This window comes from Clostridium sp. (assembly GCF_051656525.1).
Lineage (GTDB): Bacteria > Bacillota > Clostridia > Clostridiales > Clostridiaceae > Clostridium.
In genome coordinates this window covers 1-23,989 of record NZ_JBOGCC010000133.1, presented here as the reverse complement: position 1 = coordinate 23,989, position 23,989 = coordinate 1, and the positions used below count along the sequence as shown (strand labels likewise).

25 protein-coding genes, 1 riboswitch and 1 other annotated feature are annotated in these 23,989 nt (G+C 28.1%); of the genes, 24 read left to right on the top strand and 1 reads right to left on the bottom strand.

Going from position 1 to position 23,989, the window contains the following annotated elements:
* Positions 1 to 121: 121 nt before the first annotated feature.
* The 13 genes from ACRDDY_RS06670 to nth all read left to right on the top strand — a co-directional run bounded on the left by ACRDDY_RS06670 (position 122) and on the right by nth (position 11,285).
* On the top strand, positions 122 to 1,003 hold the full coding sequence (locus tag ACRDDY_RS06670) for a YegS/Rv2252/BmrU family lipid kinase (protein WP_438564184.1): 882 nt from the start codon (positions 122 to 124) through the stop codon (positions 1,001 to 1,003).
* Between the two features lie 52 nt (positions 1,004 to 1,055).
* Positions 1,056 to 1,721, top strand: coding sequence for a hypothetical protein (locus ACRDDY_RS06665; RefSeq protein ID WP_438564183.1), 666 nt, complete (start codon positions 1,056 to 1,058; stop codon positions 1,719 to 1,721).
* Positions 1,722 to 2,017: 296 nt separating this feature from the next.
* A complete protein-coding gene (locus ACRDDY_RS06660; RefSeq protein WP_438564182.1) occupies positions 2,018 to 3,283 on the top strand; it encodes a magnesium transporter in 1,266 nt (421 codons plus the stop codon).
* Positions 3,284 to 3,326: 43 nt separating this feature from the next.
* A riboswitch (TPP riboswitch) is annotated at positions 3,327 to 3,430 on the top strand.
* A gap of 89 nt (positions 3,431 to 3,519) precedes the next feature.
* Positions 3,520 to 4,323, top strand: a complete 804-nt coding sequence (gene thiD, locus ACRDDY_RS06655; RefSeq protein WP_438564181.1) for a bifunctional hydroxymethylpyrimidine kinase/phosphomethylpyrimidine kinase — start codon at positions 3,520 to 3,522, stop codon at positions 4,321 to 4,323.
* Positions 4,323 to 5,105, top strand: a complete 783-nt coding sequence (gene thiM / locus ACRDDY_RS06650; RefSeq protein ID WP_438564180.1) for a hydroxyethylthiazole kinase — start codon at positions 4,323 to 4,325, stop codon at positions 5,103 to 5,105. Before thiD ends, thiM begins: the two co-directional genes overlap by 1 nt.
* Before the next feature lie 2 nt (positions 5,106 to 5,107).
* Positions 5,108 to 5,776, top strand: coding sequence for a thiaminase II (gene tenA / locus ACRDDY_RS06645; protein WP_438564179.1), 669 nt, complete (start codon positions 5,108 to 5,110; stop codon positions 5,774 to 5,776).
* On the top strand, positions 5,773 to 6,390 hold the full coding sequence (gene thiT, locus ACRDDY_RS06640; protein WP_438564178.1) for an energy-coupled thiamine transporter ThiT: 618 nt from the start codon (positions 5,773 to 5,775) through the stop codon (positions 6,388 to 6,390). Before tenA ends, thiT begins: the two co-directional genes overlap by 4 nt.
* Positions 6,362 to 6,985, top strand: a complete 624-nt coding sequence (gene thiE / locus ACRDDY_RS06635) for a thiamine phosphate synthase (RefSeq protein ID WP_438564177.1) — start codon at positions 6,362 to 6,364, stop codon at positions 6,983 to 6,985. The genes thiT and thiE overlap by 29 nt, the downstream gene beginning before the upstream one ends.
* A gap of 70 nt (positions 6,986 to 7,055) precedes the next feature.
* Positions 7,056 to 7,298: a binding site (T-box leader), on the top strand.
* A gap of 59 nt (positions 7,299 to 7,357) precedes the next feature.
* Positions 7,358 to 8,266: a cysteine synthase A gene (gene cysK, locus ACRDDY_RS06630; protein ID WP_438564176.1), complete on the top strand. Its 909-nt coding sequence runs from the start codon at positions 7,358 to 7,360 to the stop codon at positions 8,264 to 8,266.
* Between the two features lie 28 nt (positions 8,267 to 8,294).
* The gene (epsC, locus tag ACRDDY_RS06625) at positions 8,295 to 8,879 is read left to right on the top strand and encodes a serine O-acetyltransferase EpsC (RefSeq protein WP_438564175.1); all 585 of its coding nucleotides are present in this window, start codon (positions 8,295 to 8,297) and stop codon (positions 8,877 to 8,879) included.
* 17 nt (positions 8,880 to 8,896) lie between these two features.
* On the top strand, positions 8,897 to 9,874 hold the full coding sequence (gene queG / locus ACRDDY_RS06620) for a tRNA epoxyqueuosine(34) reductase QueG (protein WP_438564174.1): 978 nt from the start codon (positions 8,897 to 8,899) through the stop codon (positions 9,872 to 9,874).
* A 55-nt stretch (positions 9,875 to 9,929) separates the two neighbouring features.
* On the top strand, positions 9,930 to 10,634 hold the full coding sequence (locus ACRDDY_RS06615) for a lysophospholipid acyltransferase family protein (protein ID WP_438564173.1): 705 nt from the start codon (positions 9,930 to 9,932) through the stop codon (positions 10,632 to 10,634).
* 21 nt (positions 10,635 to 10,655) lie between these two features.
* A complete protein-coding gene (gene nth / locus ACRDDY_RS06610) occupies positions 10,656 to 11,285 on the top strand; it encodes an endonuclease III (RefSeq protein ID WP_438564172.1) in 630 nt (209 codons plus the stop codon).
* Between the two features lie 187 nt (positions 11,286 to 11,472).
* Here nth and ACRDDY_RS06605 read toward each other — a convergent pair whose 3' ends face one another.
* Positions 11,473 to 12,339, bottom strand: a complete 867-nt coding sequence (locus ACRDDY_RS06605; protein WP_438564171.1) for a DMT family transporter — start codon at positions 12,337 to 12,339, stop codon at positions 11,473 to 11,475.
* Between the two features lie 237 nt (positions 12,340 to 12,576).
* Here ACRDDY_RS06605 and ACRDDY_RS06600 point away from each other — a divergent pair, with 237 nt between their 5' ends.
* The 11 genes from ACRDDY_RS06600 to ACRDDY_RS06550 form a co-directional block, all read left to right on the top strand.
* On the top strand, positions 12,577 to 13,281 hold the full coding sequence (locus ACRDDY_RS06600) for a response regulator transcription factor (protein ID WP_438564170.1): 705 nt from the start codon (positions 12,577 to 12,579) through the stop codon (positions 13,279 to 13,281).
* 11 nt (positions 13,282 to 13,292) lie between these two features.
* Positions 13,293 to 14,849: a sensor histidine kinase gene (locus ACRDDY_RS06595; protein ID WP_438564169.1), complete on the top strand. Its 1,557-nt coding sequence runs from the start codon at positions 13,293 to 13,295 to the stop codon at positions 14,847 to 14,849.
* 54 nt (positions 14,850 to 14,903) lie between these two features.
* Positions 14,904 to 15,851, top strand: a complete 948-nt coding sequence (locus ACRDDY_RS06590) for a glycoside hydrolase family 25 protein (RefSeq protein WP_438564168.1) — start codon at positions 14,904 to 14,906, stop codon at positions 15,849 to 15,851.
* Between the two features lie 198 nt (positions 15,852 to 16,049).
* Complete coding sequence (locus tag ACRDDY_RS06585; protein ID WP_438564167.1) at positions 16,050 to 17,525, top strand: VanW family protein; 1,476 nt, start codon at positions 16,050 to 16,052, stop codon at positions 17,523 to 17,525.
* Between the two features lie 153 nt (positions 17,526 to 17,678).
* Positions 17,679 to 18,524 (top strand): Cof-type HAD-IIB family hydrolase, encoded by an 846-nt coding sequence (locus ACRDDY_RS06580; RefSeq protein ID WP_438564166.1) that lies wholly within the window; start codon positions 17,679 to 17,681, stop codon positions 18,522 to 18,524.
* A 123-nt stretch (positions 18,525 to 18,647) separates the two neighbouring features.
* Entirely contained in the window at positions 18,648 to 19,109 is a 462-nt protein-coding gene (locus ACRDDY_RS06575) for a tRNA (cytidine(34)-2'-O)-methyltransferase (RefSeq protein ID WP_438564165.1), read from the top strand.
* 19 nt (positions 19,110 to 19,128) lie between these two features.
* A complete protein-coding gene (locus tag ACRDDY_RS06570; protein WP_438564164.1) occupies positions 19,129 to 19,974 on the top strand; it encodes a DegV family protein in 846 nt (281 codons plus the stop codon).
* 144 nt (positions 19,975 to 20,118) lie between these two features.
* A complete protein-coding gene (locus tag ACRDDY_RS06565) occupies positions 20,119 to 21,195 on the top strand; it encodes a BMP family lipoprotein (RefSeq protein ID WP_438564163.1) in 1,077 nt (358 codons plus the stop codon).
* Between the two features lie 85 nt (positions 21,196 to 21,280).
* Complete coding sequence (gene rpoN / locus ACRDDY_RS06560) at positions 21,281 to 22,657, top strand: RNA polymerase factor sigma-54 (protein WP_438564162.1); 1,377 nt, start codon at positions 21,281 to 21,283, stop codon at positions 22,655 to 22,657.
* A gap of 145 nt (positions 22,658 to 22,802) precedes the next feature.
* Positions 22,803 to 23,834: a sugar-binding transcriptional regulator gene (locus ACRDDY_RS06555; RefSeq protein WP_438564161.1), complete on the top strand. Its 1,032-nt coding sequence runs from the start codon at positions 22,803 to 22,805 to the stop codon at positions 23,832 to 23,834.
* Between the two features lie 59 nt (positions 23,835 to 23,893).
* A partial coding sequence (locus ACRDDY_RS06550) for a glyceraldehyde 3-phosphate dehydrogenase NAD-binding domain-containing protein (RefSeq protein ID WP_438564192.1) occupies positions 23,894 to 23,989 on the top strand: 96 nt, incomplete at its 3' end.

Here is a 23,989-nt window from a genome sequence, read left to right as displayed (position 1 = left end):
TGAAATTTTCTATATTAAGAAAAAAATAAAAATAAATTATGAAAATTATGAATAAAATAAGCGAAGGGTGGTAAAAGGTGATATAATTTTTAAATAGCCTGATTTTAAAGGGAGGAATAAAATGGATAAAGTAAGGTTTATTTATAATCCGTATTCAGGAGAGAGATCTATATTGCAAAATTTAGATAAAGTTATCCAAATTCATCAAGAGGCAGGATACTTAATATGCCCTTATAGAATAACGAAAGGGATATCTTTAGAAGAGGCATTTGATGATATTGATACAAGTTTTAAATATATTTTAGTTGCAGGTGGAGATGGGACTATAGATTCAGTAGTTAATGTAATGAAAGAGAAAAATATAGAGTTACCTATTGGAATATTACCACTTGGAACAGCAAATGATTTTGCAAGGCTTTTAGAAATACCAAAAGATATTGAGGAAGCTTGTAAAAAAATAGTTAATACTAGTGAACCAAAATTAATTGATATTGGAAAAATAAATGAAAAGTATTTTGTAAATGTTGCAAGTATGGGCTTGTTTACCGATGTATCACAAAAAATTGATCCAGGTCTTAAAAATGCATTGGGGAAAATTGCATATTATATAAAAGGAATTGAAGAACTTAGAAATTTTAGAAAATTAGAAGTAAAGCTTAAAGCAGATGAATACTTTTATGAAGGACATATGTATTTAATGCTTATATTTAATGGGAAAACTGCTGGAAATATAAATTTAGCAAATAGAGCTGATGTTGAAGATGGCATGCTTGATATAGTTTTATTTAAACCAGTTCTAATTGTAGAAATGCTACCTCTTTTAGTAAAAGTTTTAAGAGGAGAACATTTAGATTCTGAAAAAATACTTTATTTTAAAACAAAGAATCTTATAGTGGAATGTAGTGAAGGTATTGTAACTGATATAGATGGTGAAAAAGGACCAGATTTTCCACTTAAAGTATCTTGTATTCAAGGTGGAGTGAAAATTTTAGGAATAAATTAAAGAAATCATTAATAAGTATAAATAACAATTATGTAATGAGGAGGTAAATGCTTTGAGTTTTATCTATTATTTAATATTGATATTTATACTTTTTTTTATAATGAATTTAATCTTAAAAAATGAAGGAAATTCACCTAAAAAGCTGAAAATGTATTTTAGAATTTCTTTAGGACTTCTTTTAATTAGATATATAACACTATTATTAATATGCTTACTTAAAAATGTAGAAGTAGTATATTTTCTTAAAGATTTAGTATATTTAAATTATTTAGTAATTCCTTTAGTAGTACTTGGGTTATTTTATATATATTTAAGATTTGATAATGTCTCCGTAAATATTATTTATGGTGTAGGCACAATATTGCTTTGTATATACTTAGTGTTTATGGCATTTAGTGAAGGCAAGGTTATGCTAGATATGAATTTTGGATATATAATACAATTAAAGTATGGTGAGTTTATTACAGCAATAATAGTGATTATATTAGGCGTATTACTTATCTTTGGAGCAATGTTCATTGATAAGCCTAACATAAATAAAAAAAGTATATATAGTTTAACTATAATATTAATAGCAATTTTATTAGAGAATATTTTGATCTTAATAAAATGTAGTATATTACCATATACAATAATAAGTGAAATAATATTCTTAATAGCATTAGAAAAAGCTATTTCTAAATTTAAAAAAACTAGATTAAATTTAGATAATAAATAAATTTTAAAAGAATATTCCATTTTAGTGAAAGGCTAGATATAATAGAATTAGAATATTTAATAAAATAAATAAAAAGTTATATTAAATTTTAAATTTTAAATATTATTAATAAATTCAAAAGTGAATCTATATTAAGATTCACTTTTTATATGTGTAATAAAAGGTGGTGTTTTTAAATGGAGGAAAGTCCGGGAATAAGTGAAAATCCAAAACTCAAAAAATATAATCTTAGGGAAAAACCTTCATTTAAGAAATGATAAAAGTTTCTCTAAGAAGTTAAAAGGGGGAAACTATTTATGAATAGGTTAGCAGCATTTTCATTTACAGAGATATTAGGAAAGAAAATGTATGATGAATTTAATGATGTATTAGGAATTTTAAAAGATGTGTATGTAACAACTGAAGCAGGGTATCCTAGAATTATTGGATATAAAGTGAAGAGAGATGGTGTTACATATCACTTTGAATTTAGAAGTATACAGTATTATTCAAAAGATGGAAAAATAATAATAAAAACTAGAGGAAGTAAAGAAATACTTCCAAGAACGTATTCATATCTTTTATCAAGACATTTACTAGATAGAAAGATAGTAGATATTAATGGAAAGCAAGTAGTTAGAGTTGATGATTTAAGAATAGCAGAGATTGCAGGAGAATATAGAGTAGTTGCAGTAGAAACTGGCGCTTTAAGTAGATATAAAAGATTAAAAATAGAAAAATTAATGAAGTTTTTATATAAAATAGTTGGAAAGACGGTTGAAGGAACTGTGTTAAGATGGGATGATGTAGAATCTTTAGAAATGGTAGATAATAATTTAAAATTGCAAGTTCCATATAAAAAATTAAGTAAGTTACATCCAGCTGATTTAGCAGATATTATAGAGGATCTTGATACAAAATCAAGAATGCAAGTATTTGAATCATTAGATGAGGACTTAGCAGCAGATACATTAGAAGAACTTGAGCAAGAATATAAAGGGCAAGTAATTAAAGAGTTGTCAGAAGAAAAAACAGCAGAACTTTTAGAAAATATGCCAAGTGATGAGATTGCAGATATTTTAGATGATTTAGATGAAGAGGAAAGAGAAAAAATTCTTATAAGTTTAGAAAAAGAAGATGCTAAGGAGGTTAAAGAACTTCTAGAGTATGAAGATGAATCAATAGGAAGTATTATGACAAAAGACTTTATAGCATTAAATTTAGATGTAACTGTTCTTGAAACTGTAGAAATATTAAAAGAAATAAAACCTGATGAAGAAGAAATGTATTATATTTATATAACTGATAAAAATGAAAAGATAAGAGGATTAATATCTTTAAGAGACCTTATTTTAAGCAATAGTACAGAAAGACTTGAAGCTATTATGGATGAAAACTTTCAAACTCTTCATCATGAAGACGATATAGATGAAGCAATAGAGCTTATATGTAAATATGATCTTTTATCAGTGCCTGTTATAGATGAAAATGAAAAATTAGTAGGAATAGTAGTAGTACATGATATTATTGACGAAGATTTATACCCATTATGGAAAAGGAAAAATAAAAAAATAAAAGATTGATATTGACAAAATATTAATAAAAAAGGATAATTAAAGAAAATCGAATAGAAGCTAGGGGTGCCAAAGTTTGGCTGAGAGATATAAAAATATTAACCCTAAGAACCTGATATGGATAATACCAGCGAAGGGAAGCATTTAGTATTTTGTTAAAAATAAACAATTATTTAAGATAGTTAAAGCTATGCTCTTTTGTGGAGTATAGCTTTTTTTTATATATAAAAATAGGGGGTTTTAATGTGAAAAAGTATAGAAGAAATACATTAACTATTGCAGGGTCTGATTGTTCAGGTGGTGCAGGTATTCAAGCTGACTTAAAAAGTTTTAGTGCAAATGGAACTTATGGAATGAGTGTTATTACTGCAATAACTGCTCAAAATACTATGGGAGTATTTGCAGTAGAAAATTTAAGTGAAGAAATTATAGAAAAACAAATTGAAACTATTTTTGAAGACATAGAAGTCCATGGAGTAAAGATTGGAATGGTTTCAGAAGAAAAGATAATCAGAGTTATTGGAGAAACGTTAAAAAAATATAATCAAAAGAAAATAGTGTTAGATCCAGTAATGATTTCAAAAAGTGGGTTTTCTTTATTAAAGCCAGAAGCAAAGGAAGCACTTAGAGAAATATTAATTCCTATGTCATATTTAGTTACTCCAAATATTCCAGAAGCAGAGGAGCTTACAGGAATGAAAATTAATTCAGTCGAGGAAATGATAGAAGCAGGAAAAAGAATATTAAATTATGGTCCTACATATGTACTTATAAAAGGTGGTCACTTAGATGGTGAGGCTATAGATATTCTTATAGGAGATAATAGGTTAAAAACATATAAAAGCGAACGATTAAATAGAAACAATACACATGGGACAGGCTGTACACTTTCTTCAGCAATAACATCGAATTTAGCATTAGGCTATGATGTTGAAGAAGCAATAGGAAAAGGAAAAGAATATATAACAGAAGCTATAAGAAACAGTTTTAACTTAGGTCATGGGGTAGGTCCAGTAAATCATTTTTATAAAATAGAGGGGGAAGAATAGTGAGTATTAGAAATTTAAGAGAAAAAAATCCATTAGTATTATATTACACAAATGAGGTAACAATTAATGATTGTGCAAATGTAACTTTAGCAATAGGGGGAAGTCCTCTTATGAGTTATTCAAAAGAGGAGGCAGAAGAAATTATTAGTATTTCAAGTGCCATTGTTATAAATATAGGAACTATGGATTCAGAAAAACTAAACTTATTTTTAGAGGCAGGGAAGTTAGCTAATAAATATAATAAGCCAGTAGTATTAGATCCTGTTGGAGTATTTGCAACTAAAGCTAGAAAAGAGTTTGTTGAAAAATTACTAGAAGAAGTAAAATTTACAGTTATAAAAGGAAATTTAGCAGAAATAAAAAGCATAGCAGGACTAAGCTTTGAAGGAAAGGGTGTAGATTCAGAAGAGGGTGAAATAGATACTAATATTTTGAAAAATATAGCTAAGAATTTAGAAACAACAATAGCACTAACAGGAAAGATTGATTATATAGCAGATAGTGAAAAAGTTATAAAAATATATAATGGAACACCAATGCTTAAAGGTATAACAGGAACAGGATGTATGACAGCCTCTTTAATAGGTTCATATTTAGGAAGTGGAATAAATTCTTTTGACAGCGCAAAGCTTGGAGTTTTAAGTATGGGAATTTCAGGAGAATTAAGTTATAAAGAAAATATAGGGCTTGGAACATTTAGAGTAAGTCTTGTAGATAATATATCTAAACTAAATGATGAGATTTTAGAAGAGAATTCAAAGATAGAAGAAGGTGAAGTTTAGATATGAGATTTACAGATGTACTATATGATGAAGTTTTAGATATTTGGGAGGAATATTTAAAGCACCCATTTATTCAAGGAATGAGAGATGGAACATTAGATAAAGAGCTATTTAGGGATTATCTAGTTCAAGATTATTTATACTTAAAAGAATATGCAAAGCTATTTTGTATGGGGATAGTTAAATCAAAAGATATGGATGAAATGAGATTTTTATATAGATCAATAAATGGAACTATGGAAGAAGGAGCATCTCATATAAAGTACATGGAGAATCTTGGAGTTACTGAAAAAGAAGCAGAGAAAACAAAGGCAGATGATAGGAATATAAATTATACAAATTATATGCTTAATATAGCATTGCAAGGAGATATTAGAGAAATAGGAATTGCAACTCTTGCATGTAGTTGGAGCTATGCATATATTGGAGAATACTTATTTAGAAATTCAAGATTAGAAGGAAATTACTATAAAGAGTGGATAACACTTTATGGAGAAGACAGTTATAAAAAATTTAAAGAAGAATGGCTAACATACGTAGATAATTTTTGCGCTGATATATTAGAAGAAGAAAAGGCTAGATATGTAGAGATATTTAGAAAATGTAGTATATATGAATTAGAATTTTGGAATATGGCATTAGAAGGTACAAGGGTAGGTGGGTTAGTATGACAATATTAATTATGTTAATAGGATTTGCACTTGTAGGATTTCACTTTTTTGATATTAGAAAATATAAGTTTGATACTAAGAGAATAATACTGATAGGTTTATTTGCAGCAATTTCTATAATTTTATATTTTATTCAATTTATAAAATATCCTCAAGGTGGAGGAATAACATTATTTTCTATGTTACCTATAATGCTTTTAAGTATTATTTGTGGAAGGCGAGAAGCTGTAACTTGTGGAATATTATTTGGGCTTTTAAAACTTATAAATGGAGGAACTATAATAAATCCAGCACAATTTTTATTAGATTATATTCTTCCATGTATGGCACTTGGATTTGCTAATATTTTTGGGACAGATAAAAAGTGGAAAATATTTTTAGGGTGTCTTTTTGCAGGCGTCTTAGGAACTATATCATCTACGATATCAGGATATTTGTATTTTGGACAATATGTACCAGTTGGAATAAATCCATTGGTGTATTCAATAATATATAATTTTTCAAGTGCAGGAGTTGAAAGTTTACTTACAAGCATATTAGTTGTATTAATGCCTTTAAAAATGTTGAAAGGAAGAGTATTTAAAAATGAAAAAAGAACTATTAGACAAGCTTAAATTATATTTAGTGACAGATAAGGAAATATTAAAAGAAAAAGATTTTTTTAAAGAGATAGAAAAGACTTTAAAAAGTGGAGTAAAAACTGTTCAGTTAAGAGAAAAAGATACTCTTGGAAAAGAGTTTTTAGATAAGGCAATTAAACTTAGAAGTTTGACAAAAAAATATAATTCTCTATTTATAGTTAATGATAGAGTGGATATAGGAATGCTTTCAAATGCTGATGGTATTCATATAGGGCAAAAAGATATACAAATAGGAGATGTACGTAAACTAGTTGGTGAAAAAATGATTATAGGAGTATCAGCAAGTACGCTAGAAGAAGCAAAAAAAGCAGAAGATGATGGTGCTGATTACATTGGAGTTGGAGCTATATTTAAAACAGAAACAAAAAAAGATGCAGAAAATACTGGATTAGATGTATTAAAAGAAATAAAGAAAAATATAAATATTCCTATAGTTGCTATTGGAGGAATAAAAGAAGAAAATATTGAAAAAATTTCAAAGGTTGAAGGGTATGCAATAGTAAGTGATATACTAGCTTCAAAAGAAATTGAAAATAAGGTTAAAAGAATTTTAGAAAAAATAAAATAAAAAAAGAGGTTGACAGAAATAGTAAAATGCATATAATTAAATTATACAAAGTATATCAAAATAGTAGGAATTAAAAGCGAAGAAAAAGAAGAGTAGTTTAGTGGAAAAGTTACAGAGATAATGATAGAAGCTGAGAATCATTACTTTAGAAATTAAATGAAGTGCCCTTTAGAGCTTAAGTTCAGAAAGATAAAGTATGAGCTTACGGTAGTACCCGTTATAGTAGTAGAACATGTTAGTGTTTGAAAAAGGTGAGATATTCTTTATCTAAGTAGAGTGGAACCGCGAAGAATTTTATAGCTTCGTCTCTACACATAAATTTATGTGTAGAGATGGGGCTTTTTTAATAGAAAAATTTAGGAGGAATTACGTATGATTTATAATAATGTATTAGAATTAATAGGAAAAACACCAATATTAAAGGTGAGTAATTTAGGAGATTCAAATAGCGCTGAGGTTTATGTAAAACTTGAAAAATTTAGTGCAGGTGGAAGTGTAAAAGATAGAGCAGCACTTGGAATGATAGAGAAGGCTGAGGAGCTTGGACTTTTAAAAGAAGGGTCAGTTATAGTAGAGCCTACAAGTGGAAATACTGGAATTTCAATTGCTATGATTGGAAGACTTAAAGGTTATAGAGTAATTATAGTTATGCCAGATAGTATGACAAAAGAAAGAAGAAGTCTTATAGGAGCTTATGGGGCTGAACTTGTTTTAACTGAGGGTGCAAAAGGAATGAAGGGGGCTATAGAAAAAGCTAAAGAATTAGGAGAGAAGGAAGGGTACTTTATTCCACAACAGTTTGACAATATAGCAAACCCAGAAAAGCATTATGAAACAACAGCAGAGGAAATATTTGAAGATATAAAAGATTTAGATTACTTTGTAGCAGGAGTTGGAACAGGTGGAACTATAACTGGAGTTTCTAAAAACTTAAAGAAAAAACTTCCAAATTTAAAAACTATTGCGGTAGAGCCAGAAAGTTCAAAAGTTTTAAGTGGTGGAAATCCAGGGCCACATAAGATTCAAGGCATAGGTGCAGGATTTGTTCCAGATAACTATGATAAAAATTATGTTGATGAAGTGAGAACTGTAAGTAATGAAGATGCATATGATATTGCAAAGAGGTTTGGTAGAGAAGAAGGAGTTTTAGTTGGGATTTCATCAGGAGCTGCTATAAAGATTGCATTAGATATAGCAAAAGAAGTTGGAAAAGGAAAGAAAATATTAGCTATAGCACCAGATGGAGGAGAAAAATATATTTCAACTGGAATTTATGATTAATTAAACTTAAATAGGAGGAGAAAAAGCGGTGTTTAAAAGATTAAAATATGATTTAGAAAGAATATTAAAAGAAGATCCTGCCGCTAGAAGTAAACTAGAAGTGTTTATATTATATCCATCAATCCATGTAACTATTTTGCATAGACTTTCAAATAAATTATATAAGAAAAATAAATTTTTTCTTGCAAGAATTATATCTCAAATGGGAAGGTTTTTAACTGGAATAGAAATTCATCCAGGTGCTACAATAGGGAAAGGTCTTTTTATAGACCATGGCATGGGAGTAGTTATAGGAGAAACTGCTGAAGTTGGTGAAAATGTAACTATATATCATGGTGTAACACTTGGTGGAACAGGAAAAGATACAGGAAAAAGACATCCCACAATTGGAGATAATGTTATAATAGGAAGTGGATCAAAAGTTTTAGGACCTATAAATATAGGAGATAATGTTAAGATAGGAGCAAATTCTGTTGTATTAAAAGATATAGAAGCTAATAGTACAGCAGTTGGAATTCCAGCAAAAATTATTGGGAAAAAAGATAGTAATATTATTGAAATAGAAGATTTTGAAGGAAGACGAAAAAAGATATATAATGATATGATTATTTAATTTAAAAGGATGGATATATGGACAAAGAAAAGATATTAGAGTTTTGTAAAAGTATAAATTTAGATACTATTGGATTTGTGAAAATGAGAAAATTTACAGAACTTGAAGAAGTTTTTTTAAAGAGAAAAAGAGATAAATGTGAAAATGAGTTTGAAGAAGAGGATATAGAAAAAAGAATAAATCCTTTTTTATATATGGAAGATGGGAAAACTATAATTACTATAGCTTTCCCTTATTCCTTTGGAGAAGAATTAGAAGAGACAGGTTTTTCTGTTTATACAAGAGGAATGGATTATCATAGAGTAGTTCATTTATACTTAGATAAAATATGTGAGTTTATTAAAGAATTTGGCTATAAAGCAGAAAGTTTTGTTGATAGTAATACTTTACCTGAAAGATATATAGCTTATTTAGGGAGAGTTGGTTTTATAGGAAAAAATAATATGATAATAACTAAAAAGTATGGCTCATATGTTTTTTTAGGTGAAATCATAACAGATTTAGATTTAAATGGAGAAGAGAAGGAGAGAGTTGAAGAATTAGGAGAATATAAGGAATGTGGTGAATGTAATATTTGCTTTAAGGAATGTCCTACAAAAGCTATTAATAGTTTTAAAAGAAATACAAATATCTGTCTTTCTTATTTAACACAGAAGAAACATTTAGAAGATAGAGAAATGAAGCTTTTAAAGGGAAGGATATTTGGTTGTGATAGTTGTCAATTAAAATGTAAGTTTAACGAAAAAGTAGAAATATCAAAATTAGAAGAGTTTAAGCCTTTTTCATTTATGGAAAAAGAAGATAGCGAAAAGTTAATTAAGATGACAAATGGAGAATTTAAAGAAACATTTAAAAATACATCCTGCGGATGGAGAGGAAAAAATGTTTTAATAAGAAATGGTATAATAAGAAAAAAATTATATAAAAATGAAGATATAGAAAGTATAGAAACAGAATCACCATATATAGAAGATTACATTAATAGACTTTTGTAAATTTCTATCATATAATAAAGTAAGAGAAATATTAGAGGAAGAGGTGGATGGGCAGATGTTGTCACCGTTTGCAAAAAAAATAATAACTAATTTACCAAAGGGGTTAACAGTATTTTTAGGAAAGAAAATAACTAATGGATATATAAAGAAATATGCTAATTTAAAAATAGAAGGTTATAATGAAATTAAAAATATAAAGGGGCCAATATTATTTATTTGTAATCATTTAAGTAATTCAGATGGATTAGTATTAAATAGAATATTAAAGAAAGATTTTGATCCGTATTTTATAGCAGGAAAAAAATTAACAGATGATCCTGTTACAAATATAGGAATGGAAATGGTTAAAAATATTCCAATTAGTCCTAATAGTGCTGATAAAGATGCAATGACTAGGATGGTTAAAACATTAAAAAATGGAGAAAATATAATGATATTTCCAGAAGGAACAAGAAGTAGAACAGGGGCTATGATAGAGGGGAAAAAAGGAATATTGCTTCTTACAAGAATGTCAAAGGCAACTATTATTCCTATAGGAATGGCAGGAACAGATAAGTTGTTACCAATATCAGATAATAAAGATATGGGTGCAGAAAAATGGAAAAATGCCGATGTAACTATAAAATTTGGAAAGCCTATAGTTTTACCTAAAAAGGAAAAAGAAGAAGACAAACATGAATATGATGATAAATGTATGACTGTAATGATGAAAGGGATTGCAAATCTCTTACCAGAAAGTTATAGAGGTGTTTATAAATAGCTCTTTTAAAGAGGTGAAAAGATGAAAAAAAGAACAAAAGAAATTTTAGACATATTAAAAGAAACATATCCTGATGCTAAGTGTGAGTTAAATTATGAGACTCCATTTCAATTATTGGTAGCAACATGCCTTTCAGCACAAACTACTGATGTTAAAGTAAATCAGGTTACAGAAACATTATTTAAAGATTACCCAGACTTAGAAAGTTTTGAAAAATTAAATAATGAGCAGATAGAAGAAAGAATAAAGTCTATAGGACTTTACAGAAATAAAGCTAAGAATCTGGTTCTTATGTGTAAACAATTAAGGGAAAACTTTAATGGTATTGTACCAAACACAATGGAAAGGATAACATCACTTGCAGGAGCAGGAAGAAAGACAGCAAATGTAGTTTTATCAAATGCATTTGGAGTACCTTCAATAGCAGTAGATACGCATGTGTTTAGAGTTTCAAATAGATTAGGATTAGCTCATTCGGAAAATGTATTAGAAGTTGAGCTTCAATTGCAAAAAGAATTACCTAAAAGAGAATGGTCTTTAACACATCATCTTTTAATATTTCATGGAAGAAGATGTTGTTCATCGCAAAGACCAAAGTGTATGGAATGTCCTTTAAACCATTTATGTAAATGGGAAGGAAAGTTAATGTAATTAAGAATTAAGAATGAAAAGTTAAGAGTTAAAAGTGGCTATTGCCACTTTTTTTATGTAAAATTATGGTATAGTTAATGAGAAGGGATTTAAGTTAGTGAAAAAATGAGAAGTTAGAAATTAATTTCTAGTGTTCATAAAATGAAAAATTTATAAAAATGGCAAAGAAGAAAAACTTCTCTGCTATTTATTTTGCCTTAATAGCTTGTTTTTTATTGTATAGGAACATGTAGAATGATGCACCTATTACTATGAAGTATCCTATGATACTGTATATATCAGGTATTTGGCTGAATATGAAGAAACCAAATAGAGCTGAGAATAGTATTTGTGTGTAGTTGTATATTGAAATTTCTTTTGCTGGGGCATATTTATATGCTGTTGTTAGAGCAAATTGTCCAATTGATGCAACTACTCCTGACATTAATAAGAAGAATAACTCTTTTGGAGTAAATGGTGTAAAGTCAAATACTACAAATGGCAGTGTTACTACTATTGAGAAAAATGAGAAGAAGAATACTATTGTAGGTCCTTTTTCTTTATTTCCTAAGAATCTTACAAAGGTATAAGCACCACCTGCACAAATTGCTGAAAGCAACCCAACTAAAGCTGGAATGGCAGTCATACTGAAGCTTGGCCTTATTATAAATAAGCTTCCAAAGAATGCCACACATAAAATACCAATTTGCTTTCTAGTAATTTTCTCTCTTAAGAAAATTGCTGAGAAAATTATAACAATGAAAGGTGAAAGGTTATTTAACATATTTGCATCTGAAAGAACTAAATTATCAATAGCATAAAAGTTTGCTATTATACCAATAGTACCTAAAAGAGCACGTCCTATTAAAAATTTTCTATTTTCTTTTTTACCAAATAATCTGTCCCCACTTTTTCTAACAAAATAAAATGCTACAACGCAGCTTACTAAATTTCTAAAAAAACTTTTTTCAATAGAAGGAATTCTATTTCCAGCAAGTTTTACAAAAACACCCATAAGTGCAAATGAAAAGGCAGTTATTAAAATTAAAATAATTGCTTTATTTTTATTATTCATTAAAATCTCCTTTTGTAAATTAGTTAATAAATTTATTATACATTATATAAATATCTAAATAGAAATTGTCAGAAAACTAGAAGAAAAATAAAAAAATTCCTAAAAAAGTTTATTTGAATTAAAATTATTGGTACAATATATGTATAAAATATTAAGGAAATGTTAATAAAAATAAAAGGTAAATATTAAGAAGTATAAAGTAGTATTTAAGTAAGGAAATTTAGGGGGAAATGATAAATGGAAAAGATTCTTATAGTGGATGATGAGAAAGAAATTAGAGATTTAATAGAGATATATTTAAGAAGTGAAGGTTATGAGATTTATAAGGCTGAAAATGGATTAGAAGCATTAGACATAATAGAGAGTAAAGAAATAGATTTAGTAATTTTAGATGTTATGATGCCAAAACTTGATGGAATACAAACTTGCATAAAGATAAGAGAAAAAAGTGAGGTTCCTATAATTATGTTATCGGCTAAAAGTGAGGATATTGATAAAATATTTGGACTTAATATGGGAGCAGATGATTATATAAGTAAGCCTTTTAATGCATTAGAACTTTTAGCAAGAGTAAAATCACATTTAAGAAAATATAGTAGATTTAAGCAAATGGGAAGTTTGAATTTTGTGGAAGAAGTAAAAAATGAAATAATTATAGATGATTTAACATTGAAATTAGACTTACATCAAGTATTTAAAGGGGATGATTTAATAAAACTTACACCAACAGAATTTGAAATTTTAAAGCTTTTAGCAAGTAATAGAGGAAAAGTTTTTTCGATTTCTAATATTTACGAAAGTGTATGGAAACAAGAATACTTAGAATCAGATAATACAGTGATGGTTCATATAAGAAAGGTTAGAGAAAAGCTTGAAGAAGATTCAAGAAGACCAAGATTTATAAAAACTGTATGGGGTGTAGGATATAAAATTGATAAGTAGGTGAAGGGTGTTTGAAGAAGATTAATATAGGGAAATGGAGAGATGGTTTAAAAGAAAAAAAGTCATATAGACGGTTAAAAGAGTTTAAAGAAAAGATTGAAATAAAAGTTAGGACAAATTTAAGATATGAATTAGTTTTTTTAGTTGGAATATGTTTTCTTATTAGTGTTATTATTGGAACAATAGTAGGTGGAATTTTGTTTGATACTACAAAGAAAACTATAAAAACTGAAGTAGGTATAGATGAGTTTAACTCTATAGCAGATAATTTTGCAGAAAATCTTCAGGTAGATATAACAGGTGGAGATATTGGTATAGAAAATGGAAAGTTTTTTACTGGAATGCTTCATCAACAGAATGAATCAGTATATGTTACAGATTTAGATGGAAAGGTTATTTATAAAAGTAAGAGTGGAAAAGAAGTTCAATTTAGTATATATAAACTTTTATCAACATTAAATCAAAATCAAGGAATGAAGTCAGAAATAGTACAGGTTATGAACGGCAGTGAAGGTGGAATGGCAACATATGCACCACAAATGATAACAAGAATATATCCTTTAACAATTAAAAATAAAGAATATTATCTTATATATGAAGGGTTACCAGAGATTTCTACATGGACTAGTTTTGAAAGAAGTCCAAATGAAGTGCTAGGCTTTGCCATAGGGATGCTGACTTTTATAGGAATATTCATATATATCATTAATAAAAAGGTTAGATATTTAGATAAAATATCAGATGAAATAAAAATTATTGCAAGTGGAGAACTTTCACATAGAGTAGAAATTAGAGGTTGTGATGAAGTTTCAAATATTGCTGAAAATATAAACTTAATGGCAAGTGAAATAGAGGAAAAAATAAAGCTTGAAAGAAAGGCTGAGAAAACTAAAGCAGAGCTTATAACAAATGTATCACATGATTTAAGAACACCACTTACATCAGTAATGGGATATTTAGGTCTTTTAAAAGATAAGAGATACAGGGATGAAAAGGAAATGGAAGAATATTTAAATATTGCCTTTAAAAAATCAGAAAGTTTAAAGGGGTTGATTGAGGATTTATTTGAGTATACAAAACTTAACAACACTGAAATGAAACTTGATAAAGTAGTAGTAAATTTAAGTAGTATGGTATCTCAAATAGTTGATGAAATGACACCAATGTTTGAAGAAAATGATTTAATTTTGGTTAAGAATATTGTAGATGATAAAATTTTAAGTAAAGTAGATCCAGAAAAAATGGTAAGAGTATTTGAAAATATTTTATCTAATGCATGTAAATATTCTTATAAGCCAGGGACTGCTGTAATGGGGATATACGAAAATGATGGGAATATAATAATTTCTGTTAGAAATAGAGGAGAACATATAGAAAAGGAAAAGTTAGATAAGCTTTTTGAAAGATTCTATAGGGGTGATGAATCTAGAAATACAGAAAGTGGTGGAACAGGGCTAGGACTTGCTATAGCAAGAAATATAGTAAATATGCATGAAGGAAACCTTTGGGCAGAATGTATTGATAATGATATAACTTTCTATATAAAACTCCAAATATATAGTAACTAAAAGATTTCTTATAAATAATATATAAATAGAAATATTATTTATAAGGAGAAAGATATGCAAAATAAAAATGGTAATAGCTTATTTCTAATAGATTTAAATGAATATACTCAAAATCCAAATTTTGAAGTTTTAAGTCAAAAAGTGAAAGGAATTTATTTAAGAACTTCCGGCTCAGGTTCAGGGACTTTTAGAATAGATACTAAGTTTATAGAATTTGCAAAGTCATGTAAAATGAATGGAATAAAAACAGGAGGGTATCATTATGGAATTCCCTCATATGATTTAATTACAGCAGATAATCAATGTGATGATTTTATAGATGCGCTTCAACAAGGATATGGGAAGAAAAATTATGGCGATTTTATGCCGGTATTAGATATAGAAGAGCCAACTAATCCTCAAATGAATACTGATGTTTTACTTAAGTGGATTAATAGATTTAGACAAAGATTTGAGCAAAAAACTAGAAGAAGATTAATGCTATATGTAGCATTAAATTTTGTTCAAGTAAATAATAATTTTAAGTTTTCAAATGGAACATATCCATTAAATAATATGCCTTTATGGATAGCTATGTACACATGGATAAAGGGAAATCCAGAATTTCCACCTAATGTAGGAGGATGGACTAAGTGGAGAATGTGGCAATATACAGATAAGGAAAAAATAGAAGGGGTAGATAATTTAGTTGATGCAAATTATGGACCTAATAATATAGAGTTACTTATGCAACCAGCTCAAGTAGAAAATTTTAAAGCTAAAGTAAATAAAGGCAATGTATGTTTAAGCTGGACTAAAAATAGTGATATAGATTTAAGTGGATATAATATTTTTGTTGATAATTATTGGATTGGGACAGTAGATAAAATGGATACTAGTTATAGTATTCCAATTATGAAGCTTTATAAACCTTATGGAAGAAATATTGTAGTTTCAATAGAAGCATTTGATATAGAAGGAAATGTTTCGCAAGTAAGAAGTAAAATAAATTTAACTATATAATGAAGAAAAAAGTAGCTACATAAATATATGTGTGGCTACTTTTGTAGAAAAAGGTTTAAAAATATATTTTAAATAGTTAATAAAAACTCTTATAATTTGTATAAAATTACTGTATAATTACTGTATTATTATAAAAAATATATAAATTTTTATAATAAATGAAAAAATTATGAAATGGGAGAGATAAGGTGGGGGAAAATGAGAAGAGAAAGAAAAGAGAAAAGTGGTATTAAAAATTTTTTGAGCAATAATAAGAGGAGAGTAGCAATTGCAGCTTTTACATTTGTAGCAGCAGGAATAGGTGGAGGAGCCTATGTATCTAGTATTGAGAATACTGTTGAAGAATGGAAAGATAGAGTTTATCCAGGAGTAACTGTTCAAGGAATTAATATATCAGGGAAAAACAGGGAAGAAGCTAAAGTTGTCTTAGAAAAAGAATTACTTAATAAAATTTCTGAAAAGAAGATAGTAGTAAAAACAGATAACAAAGAATATAAAGGAACATATAAAGAAATTGAAAGTTCATTAGATATAGATAAAGCCGTAGAAAATGCAATAAACTTTGGGAAAAATGAAAGTGTTTTTAAGCAAAAGGATATAATTAGTGGAAAAGATAAAAGTGATAAAGATTTAAAAGTGGAATTATTGTATAATGATAAAAAATATGAAGAGTTTAAAACAAATGTAGATAAAAAGATGAAAGTAGGAGCAAAGAATGCAACTATAAAAATAAATGGAGACACTAAAAATATAACCGATGAAGTTATTGGTAAAAAAATAGATATAAAAGAATTAGATACTAATTTAAAAGAGAATTTAAATTCAAATTTAAATGAAGAAACAGTTGTTTCTTTAAAAAGTATTGAGGATAAGCCAAAAGTAACAAGAAAAGAGCTTGCGAAAATAAAAGATGTTATAGGATATTATGAGTCTTCTTTTGCAACATCGAATATAGGAAGATCTGCAAATATTGCAGCAGCAGTTGGATTTGTTGATGGAACAGTTTTAATGCCAGGTGAAGAATTTAGTTATGATAAGGCAACATCAACTGATAAAAGTAAGTATCATCAAGCACCAGTATATATAAATAATAAAATTGAAATGGATATTGGTGGTGGAATATGTCAAGTTTCATCAGCACTTTATAGAGCTAATATGGAGGCTAATGTAAGACCAACAGAAAGACACAATCACTCATTAACAGTTTCATATGCAAAACCAAGTTTAGATGCAACAGTTGCATGGGGATATTTAGATTATAAATTTAAAAATCCATATGATGCTCCTATATATATAAAAGGAACATCGGATGGAAAAGTTATAAGGTTCTATGTGTATGGAGATAAGAGTAAGTTAAAGGGTAGAACTTATAAGATGGAAAATGAAATAATAAGAACAATTCCACCTAAAGAAAAGATTGAAAAAGATCCAACTTTAGAAGAAGGAAAAAGAGTTATTGTATCAAAAGGGCAAGCAGGATATGTATCAAAAGGATATCAATTAACTTATGAAAATGGAAAATTAATAAAGAAAGAATTAGTATCTACAGATACGTATGCAACAACAGATATTATTGTAAAGGTTGGAACTAAGAAGATAGCACCTTCAAAACCAACTCCAGTGCCAGAGGGGCAAGGAGAGGGACGTGAAGTAATAGAAGATATAGCCTCTTAAAAAAAGCAAGTCCTCAAGGCTTGCTTTTAGTTTAAAATTTTATTAAACATTAATGCTAAAGTCTAAATTTTAAATCAATCAAGTTGACTAAATGAATTAAAAGCTTTAATCTTAAATTTAATGGATTAGGATTTAGAAAATGAGGTGGATATTGTGAAGTATAAAATGATATGTATTGATATGGATGGAACGTTACTAGGAAGAAATAGAAAAATATCAGAGGCTAGTAAAGAAGTTTTAAGAGAGGCTAATAAAAAAGGAATTAAAATAGTTATTACAACAGGTAGGCTTTATAATAATGCAGCATATTTTTCAGAACTTATAGGTGTTGATTCAGCAGTTATTGGTGGAAACGGTGCAATAATTATGGAGAAAAATAAAGTTAAACCAATATATAGAAGTAGATTTAATAAAGATGTTTGTGAGAAGCTATTAGATTTAGCAGATAAACATAGGGTTGTACTTCATTTTCATACAATAAATAATATAGTATCAAACAGTTATTTAAGCTATAATATTGCTAAAATAATATTACCTGATAGAAATTATGATGGATTGAATATTTATTTAGGAGTAATAAAAAGTAAAAAAGCTTGGGATAAAATTTTAAGTGAAAAAGCAGGAGCAATAACTAAGACTATATTATTTGCATTAGAACCTAAAAGAATTGAAGCGTATAGAGAAGATTTAGATAAAATAGATGAAGTCACGTATTTTACATCAGGAAGTAGAAGTATTGAAATAAATATGAAGGGTGTATCAAAAGGAAATGCTGTAAAGCGTTTAGCTGAGTATTATGGAATTAAAAGAGAAGAGGTAATTTGCATAGGGGATAATGAAAATGATGTTTCTATGATTGAATATGCAGGCCTTGGAATAGCTATGGGGAATGGAATTCAAAAAGTAAAAGATATAGCAGATTATGTAACTGATACTAATGTACATGATGGTGTAAGAAAAGCTGTGGAAAAATTTGTATTAAATGAAGAAGAAATTTAATAAAAATTTTGACTAAAGTTAATACATGTAGTATTATGTGAGAGATAGTATTTAAGTTAAGATGGGCAAAGAAATGTTGTTCATCTTATTTCATTATTAAGTAGAAAATAGAAGGTGAGTTTTTTGAATTTAAATATAGTTATGTATCAACCAGAGATACCACAAAATACTGGAAATATAGCAAGAACTTGTGTTTTAACAGGCTCAAAATTACATTTAATAAAACCATTAGGATTTAAAATTGATGATAAACAAGTTAAGAGAGCAGGTCTTGATTATTGGAGTGAATTAGACTTAGAAATTCATGAAAGTTATGAAGAATTCATGGAGAAGTATGGGGATAAGAAAATATATTTAGCTACTACACATGGTGGAGAGCACTATGATGAGATTAAATTTAATGAGGGTGACTTTGTAATGTTTGGAAGAGAAACATGTGGGGTACCAGAGAATGTACATAATGCACATGAAGGATTAAGAGTACCTATGATTCAGACAAGTACAAGAAGTTTAAATTTATCTAATACAGTTGCAATCATTGCATATGAAGCTTTAAGGCAAATGGGCTTTCCTAATATGAAGTAGTGAGAAAGGGAATGAGGGAATGGAAAAAATTAAAATAATTACAGATAGTACGGTAGATTTACCGAAAGAGCTTTTAAAGGAACTTGATATAGAGGTAATGCCAGTTTTAATTAACTTTGAAGAAGAAAGTTATTTAGATGGAATTGAAATTAATACAGATCAATTATTCAAAAAAATGGATGAAACAGGGATTTTTCCAACAACAGCGCAGATAATTCCAAGTAGATTTGAAGATGTTTATAAAAAGTATTTAGATCAAGGATATAAAGTTTTATCAATTATTATGTCATCAGGTATGAGTGGTACTTATGAATCAGCATGTTTAGCAAAGCAAATGCTAGAGACAGATGATGTATATGTAGTTGATTCACAAACTATAACATCGGGCCTTGGATTATTAGTTTTAAAAGCAGCTAAATTAAGAGATGCTGGTATGAGTGTTGAAGATATAGTAAAAGAATTAGAAGATGTTAAAGGACGTATCGATAGTTCTTTAAGCTTTGAATCTTTAGATAACCTTGTAAGAGGTGGAAGGCTTCCTAAAGCTGTTAGTGTTGTAACAGGACTTTTAGGAATAAGATTAATTTTAGAAATTAAAGATGGTGTCATGTCTTTAAAAGGAAAAGTTCGTGGGAATAAAAAAGCAGTTAAGAAAATAATTACTGATATGGAAGAATACAAACCAGTTAAAGATATGCCAGTTATAATAGTTAGTGTTGGAAATAATGATGAAATTAAAAACGGAATTATAGAATATTTAGAAAAAAATAATATTGAATATATAGAAGGACCAGTTGGATGCTCTGTTGCAATTCATTCAGGTAACCAAGCTGTGGGTGCTTTTTTTATAAGTGAAAATAGATAGAAATTTAAGATTTAAGGTGGAAGCCTTGAATCTTTTTTTTATTTTGAAATATTATGGAGTAAAGAGAGAAAATAAAGTGATTTAAGGTATCAATAAAGAGGTTTTGGGGTAAAATATTTTAAATGTAAAAAGGAGTGGTACGGTATGGAAGGAATAAAAGGGAATAAAATAATTATAGTGTTATTATTAATAATATTGTATTTATATGTACTTATGATTATTGGAGGGTGTACAGAAAGTTTAATAGGAGAAAGATATATGCTAAATAATGATTTAGATGTAGCCTTGATTTGTGAGGATTTTAAAGGGGAACCTTTTTTAGAAATGGGAAAAAAAGGAATTATGGATGCGGGAGAAAAACTTGGTGTAAGGCCTAAAATTGTACTATTAAATATAGAAGATGATGATAAGGCAGTAAATGATACTATTAATAAAACTTCAATTGATAATAATTTGGTTATTGTATTAGGGGGGTGGCTTAAAGATGCAGTGAAAGTTTCAAGTAGACAACTTAAAGGAAGAAATTTTGTAATTGTAGATGAGATATTAAATGAGCCTAATGTGAAATCAATTGTATATAAGAGTGAAGAAGGCGCATTTTTAATGGGAATAGTAGCAGGAAAAGAAAGTAAAAAAAATAATGTGGGTTTTATTGGTGGACTTAATGATAGGGAAGGTGAAAGGTTTTTAAGTGGATATATAAGTGGAATAAAAGTAAGTAATGATAAAGCTTATGAAAATATTTTAGAGTATAACAATATTGAATATACAGAAGATTTTAAAAATGAAAATAAAGCATATATAAAGGCAAAAAAACTTTATAATAGTGGATGCGATGTAATATTTCATGCTTGTGGAGCAGCTGGAAAAGGAGTTTTTAGAGCGGCTAAAGAAACAAGGAATAAAGCTTTAGGGGTAGATGTTAATGGAAGTGAGGTTTATCCAGAATATAATGATGTTATTCTATCTTCTATGATAAAAAAAATAGATAAATCTGTAATAGAAACATGTAAAGAAGTTAAAAATGGAGAGTTTAAATGTGGTATAGAGAATTTGAAAAAAGTTGGAGTAAGTGATGGATATATAGATTATTCAGAAGATACTAAAAATAAAGTATCTAAAAAAACTTTGGATATGCTAATGAAATATAAAGATTTAGTTGAGGAAAATGCAATAGTAGTTCCAAATAAAATATTTGAAATTGCTGAATTTAAGATATAAATTAAGAATTGTTTGAATTGTTTGAAAGATATGTTCTATGCTATAATTAAAGCATTGAAATAGAGACAGGAAGTTGGTGATTACATTGAAAATGGAATATTCTATGAATCTTACTCAAGAACAGAAGCTTCATATGACGCAAGAAATGCAGTTATCTATTAAAATGTTACAAATGTCAGTTAATGATTTAAGAGAATATATAGATAAAGAATTTGAAGAAAATCCTATATTAGATATGAAAGATAGTAGTCAAGAGGTATCATCTATATCAGAAGAAAAGGTAATGGATAAATATGATTACAAAGAAATGATAAAGTATTTTGAGTTTGATAATTATGGAGCACAAAGTAGAGGGGTATATGATGATGAGGAAGTTTCACCGTTTAATTTTATATCTGAAAAAAAACTATTAAAAGAATATTTAAGAGAGCAGTTAGTAGAGTTTAATATAGAAAAATATAAAGAAATCATTTGTGATTATATAATAGAAAATTTAGATCATAGAGGATATTTAGAGTGTGATCTAGACATAATATGTAGTGAACTTAAAATATCAAAAGAACTTGGTGAAGAGTGTTTAGAAATAGTACAAGATTTAGAGCCTTATGGAATAGGGGCGAGAGATATAAAAGAATGTCTTTTAATCCAATTATACAAGCTTGCTTTAGATGATGAAATAATGATTGAAATAGTTAATAATCATCTAGAAGACATAGGAAATAATAAGTATCCTCTTATTGCAAAAAAACTTAAAATATCACCAAGAGAAGCACAAAGATATGGAGATGTTATAAAGAAGTTAGAGCCAAAACCATCGCGAGGGTTTTATACAGGAGAGGAAGTTAAATTTATAATACCAGATGCAGCTATAAGAGATATAGATGGCGAACTTATTATAATCATGAATGATAGTGTTTTACCTAAATTATCTATAAATAGTGGATACAAAAAGGTTATAAATGAAGAAGAAGATAAAGAAGCAACAGAGTATGTAAAAGATAAGCTAAATAAAGCATTATTTTTAATAAAAAGTATAGAGCAAAGAAGAAATACTCTTTATAGGGTTCTAGAAGAAATAATAAAAAGGCAAAAAGAATATTTCTATAAAGGATACAACTATTTAAAGCCAATGACATTAAAAGAAATATCAGAAAAGTTAGAGGTCCATGAGTCAACAGTAAGTAGAGCAGTAAAGGATAAGTATATTTTAACTGATAGAGGAACTGTAAGAATAAAAGATTTATTTACAATAGCTATAAATTCAAATGAAGATGTAGGTGTAATGAAAATAAAAAACAGAATAAAAGAACTTATAGATACAGAGGATAAAAGTAAGCCTTTATCAGATCAATATATATCAGATAAATTAATTCAAGAAAAAATGGAAGTTAAGAGAAGAACTGTTGCAAAGTACCGTGAAGAGCTTGGAATAAAGGCCTCTAGTAAAAGAAAAAGAATATAAAAATTCTCTTAAAAAAGAAAAAATTATAAATAAAAGAAAAAAATTTAAATTTACCCTTTAAAATTTGTACATTTTATTCTATAATAGACTTGTGGGACGCAAACGTGATGAGCGGGACACTATGTGACCAAAAGGAGTGTTTAGGTTGCAAGATATAATAAAATTACAAAAAAAGATTGTTCCAGAATTAATGGAAGTATTAGAAAAAAGATATAGTATAATTAGAACTATAGAACTGAATGAGCCAATAGGTCGTCGTGTTCTTTCAAATGAACTTGAATTAAGTGAAAGAATAGTAAGAACAGAAATAAGTTTTTTAAAAGCACAAGGGCTTATTGAGATTAATACTCCAGGTATGACAGTTACAAAAAGCGGAAGAGAAGTTGTTGAAAAGCTAGAAGGATTTATTCATGAACTAAGAGGTTTAAACGATTTAGAAGTTAAAGTTAAAGAGGCCCTTAATGTAAAAAAAGTCATAATAGTTCCAGGCGATGCAGATGGTAATTTTAATATTTTAAAAGATATAGGAAAAGCTGCATCAAAGTATTTACAAACAGTTATTAAGGAAAATTCAATAATAGCACTAACGGGTGGAAGCTCAGTTAGAGAAGTTATAGAATCATTCCCTAAAATAAATAAATATTCAAAAGTTCTTGTAGTTCCAGCTAGAGGTGGTATGGGCAAAAAAGTGGAAACACAAGCAAATACCTTAGCGGGAGATTTGGCTAAAAAGTTAAATGCACACTATAAGCTCTTACACATTCCAGAGAATATAAGTCCTGAAATTTTAGAAACTTTGAAAGAAGAAAAAGAAATTAAGGAAATAGTTCAAAGTATCCATGATGCTGATATTTTAATATACGGTATTGGTGATGCAATAAAAATGGCGCAAAAGCGTGGAATCTCTGAAGAAAAAATCTCTAAATTAAATGATTTAGAGGCCGTAGGTGAAGCTTTTGGATGTTACTTCAATAAAGATTCTAAAGTAGTTTCAGAAACAACTGCTATTGGAATAAATATAAGTAATGCTCAGAAAATTGCAACGCATATTGCAGTTGCAGGAGGAAAGAGCAAGGTTGAGTCTATTATAGCCACTCAACTAAATAACACAAATGCTGTGTTAGTAACAGACGAGTCAGTAGGAAATGAAATATTAAAAATCCTTAAGACTCAGTAAAAAGGTTTATAAAAAATTTTTATAAAAGCAATTTTTAGCTATTTTAGGAGGTATTTACAATGGTAAATGTAGCAATTAATGGTTTCGGAAGAATAGGAAGATTAGCGTTAAGATTAATGGTTGAACAACCAGAAAACTTCAACGTAGTAGCAATC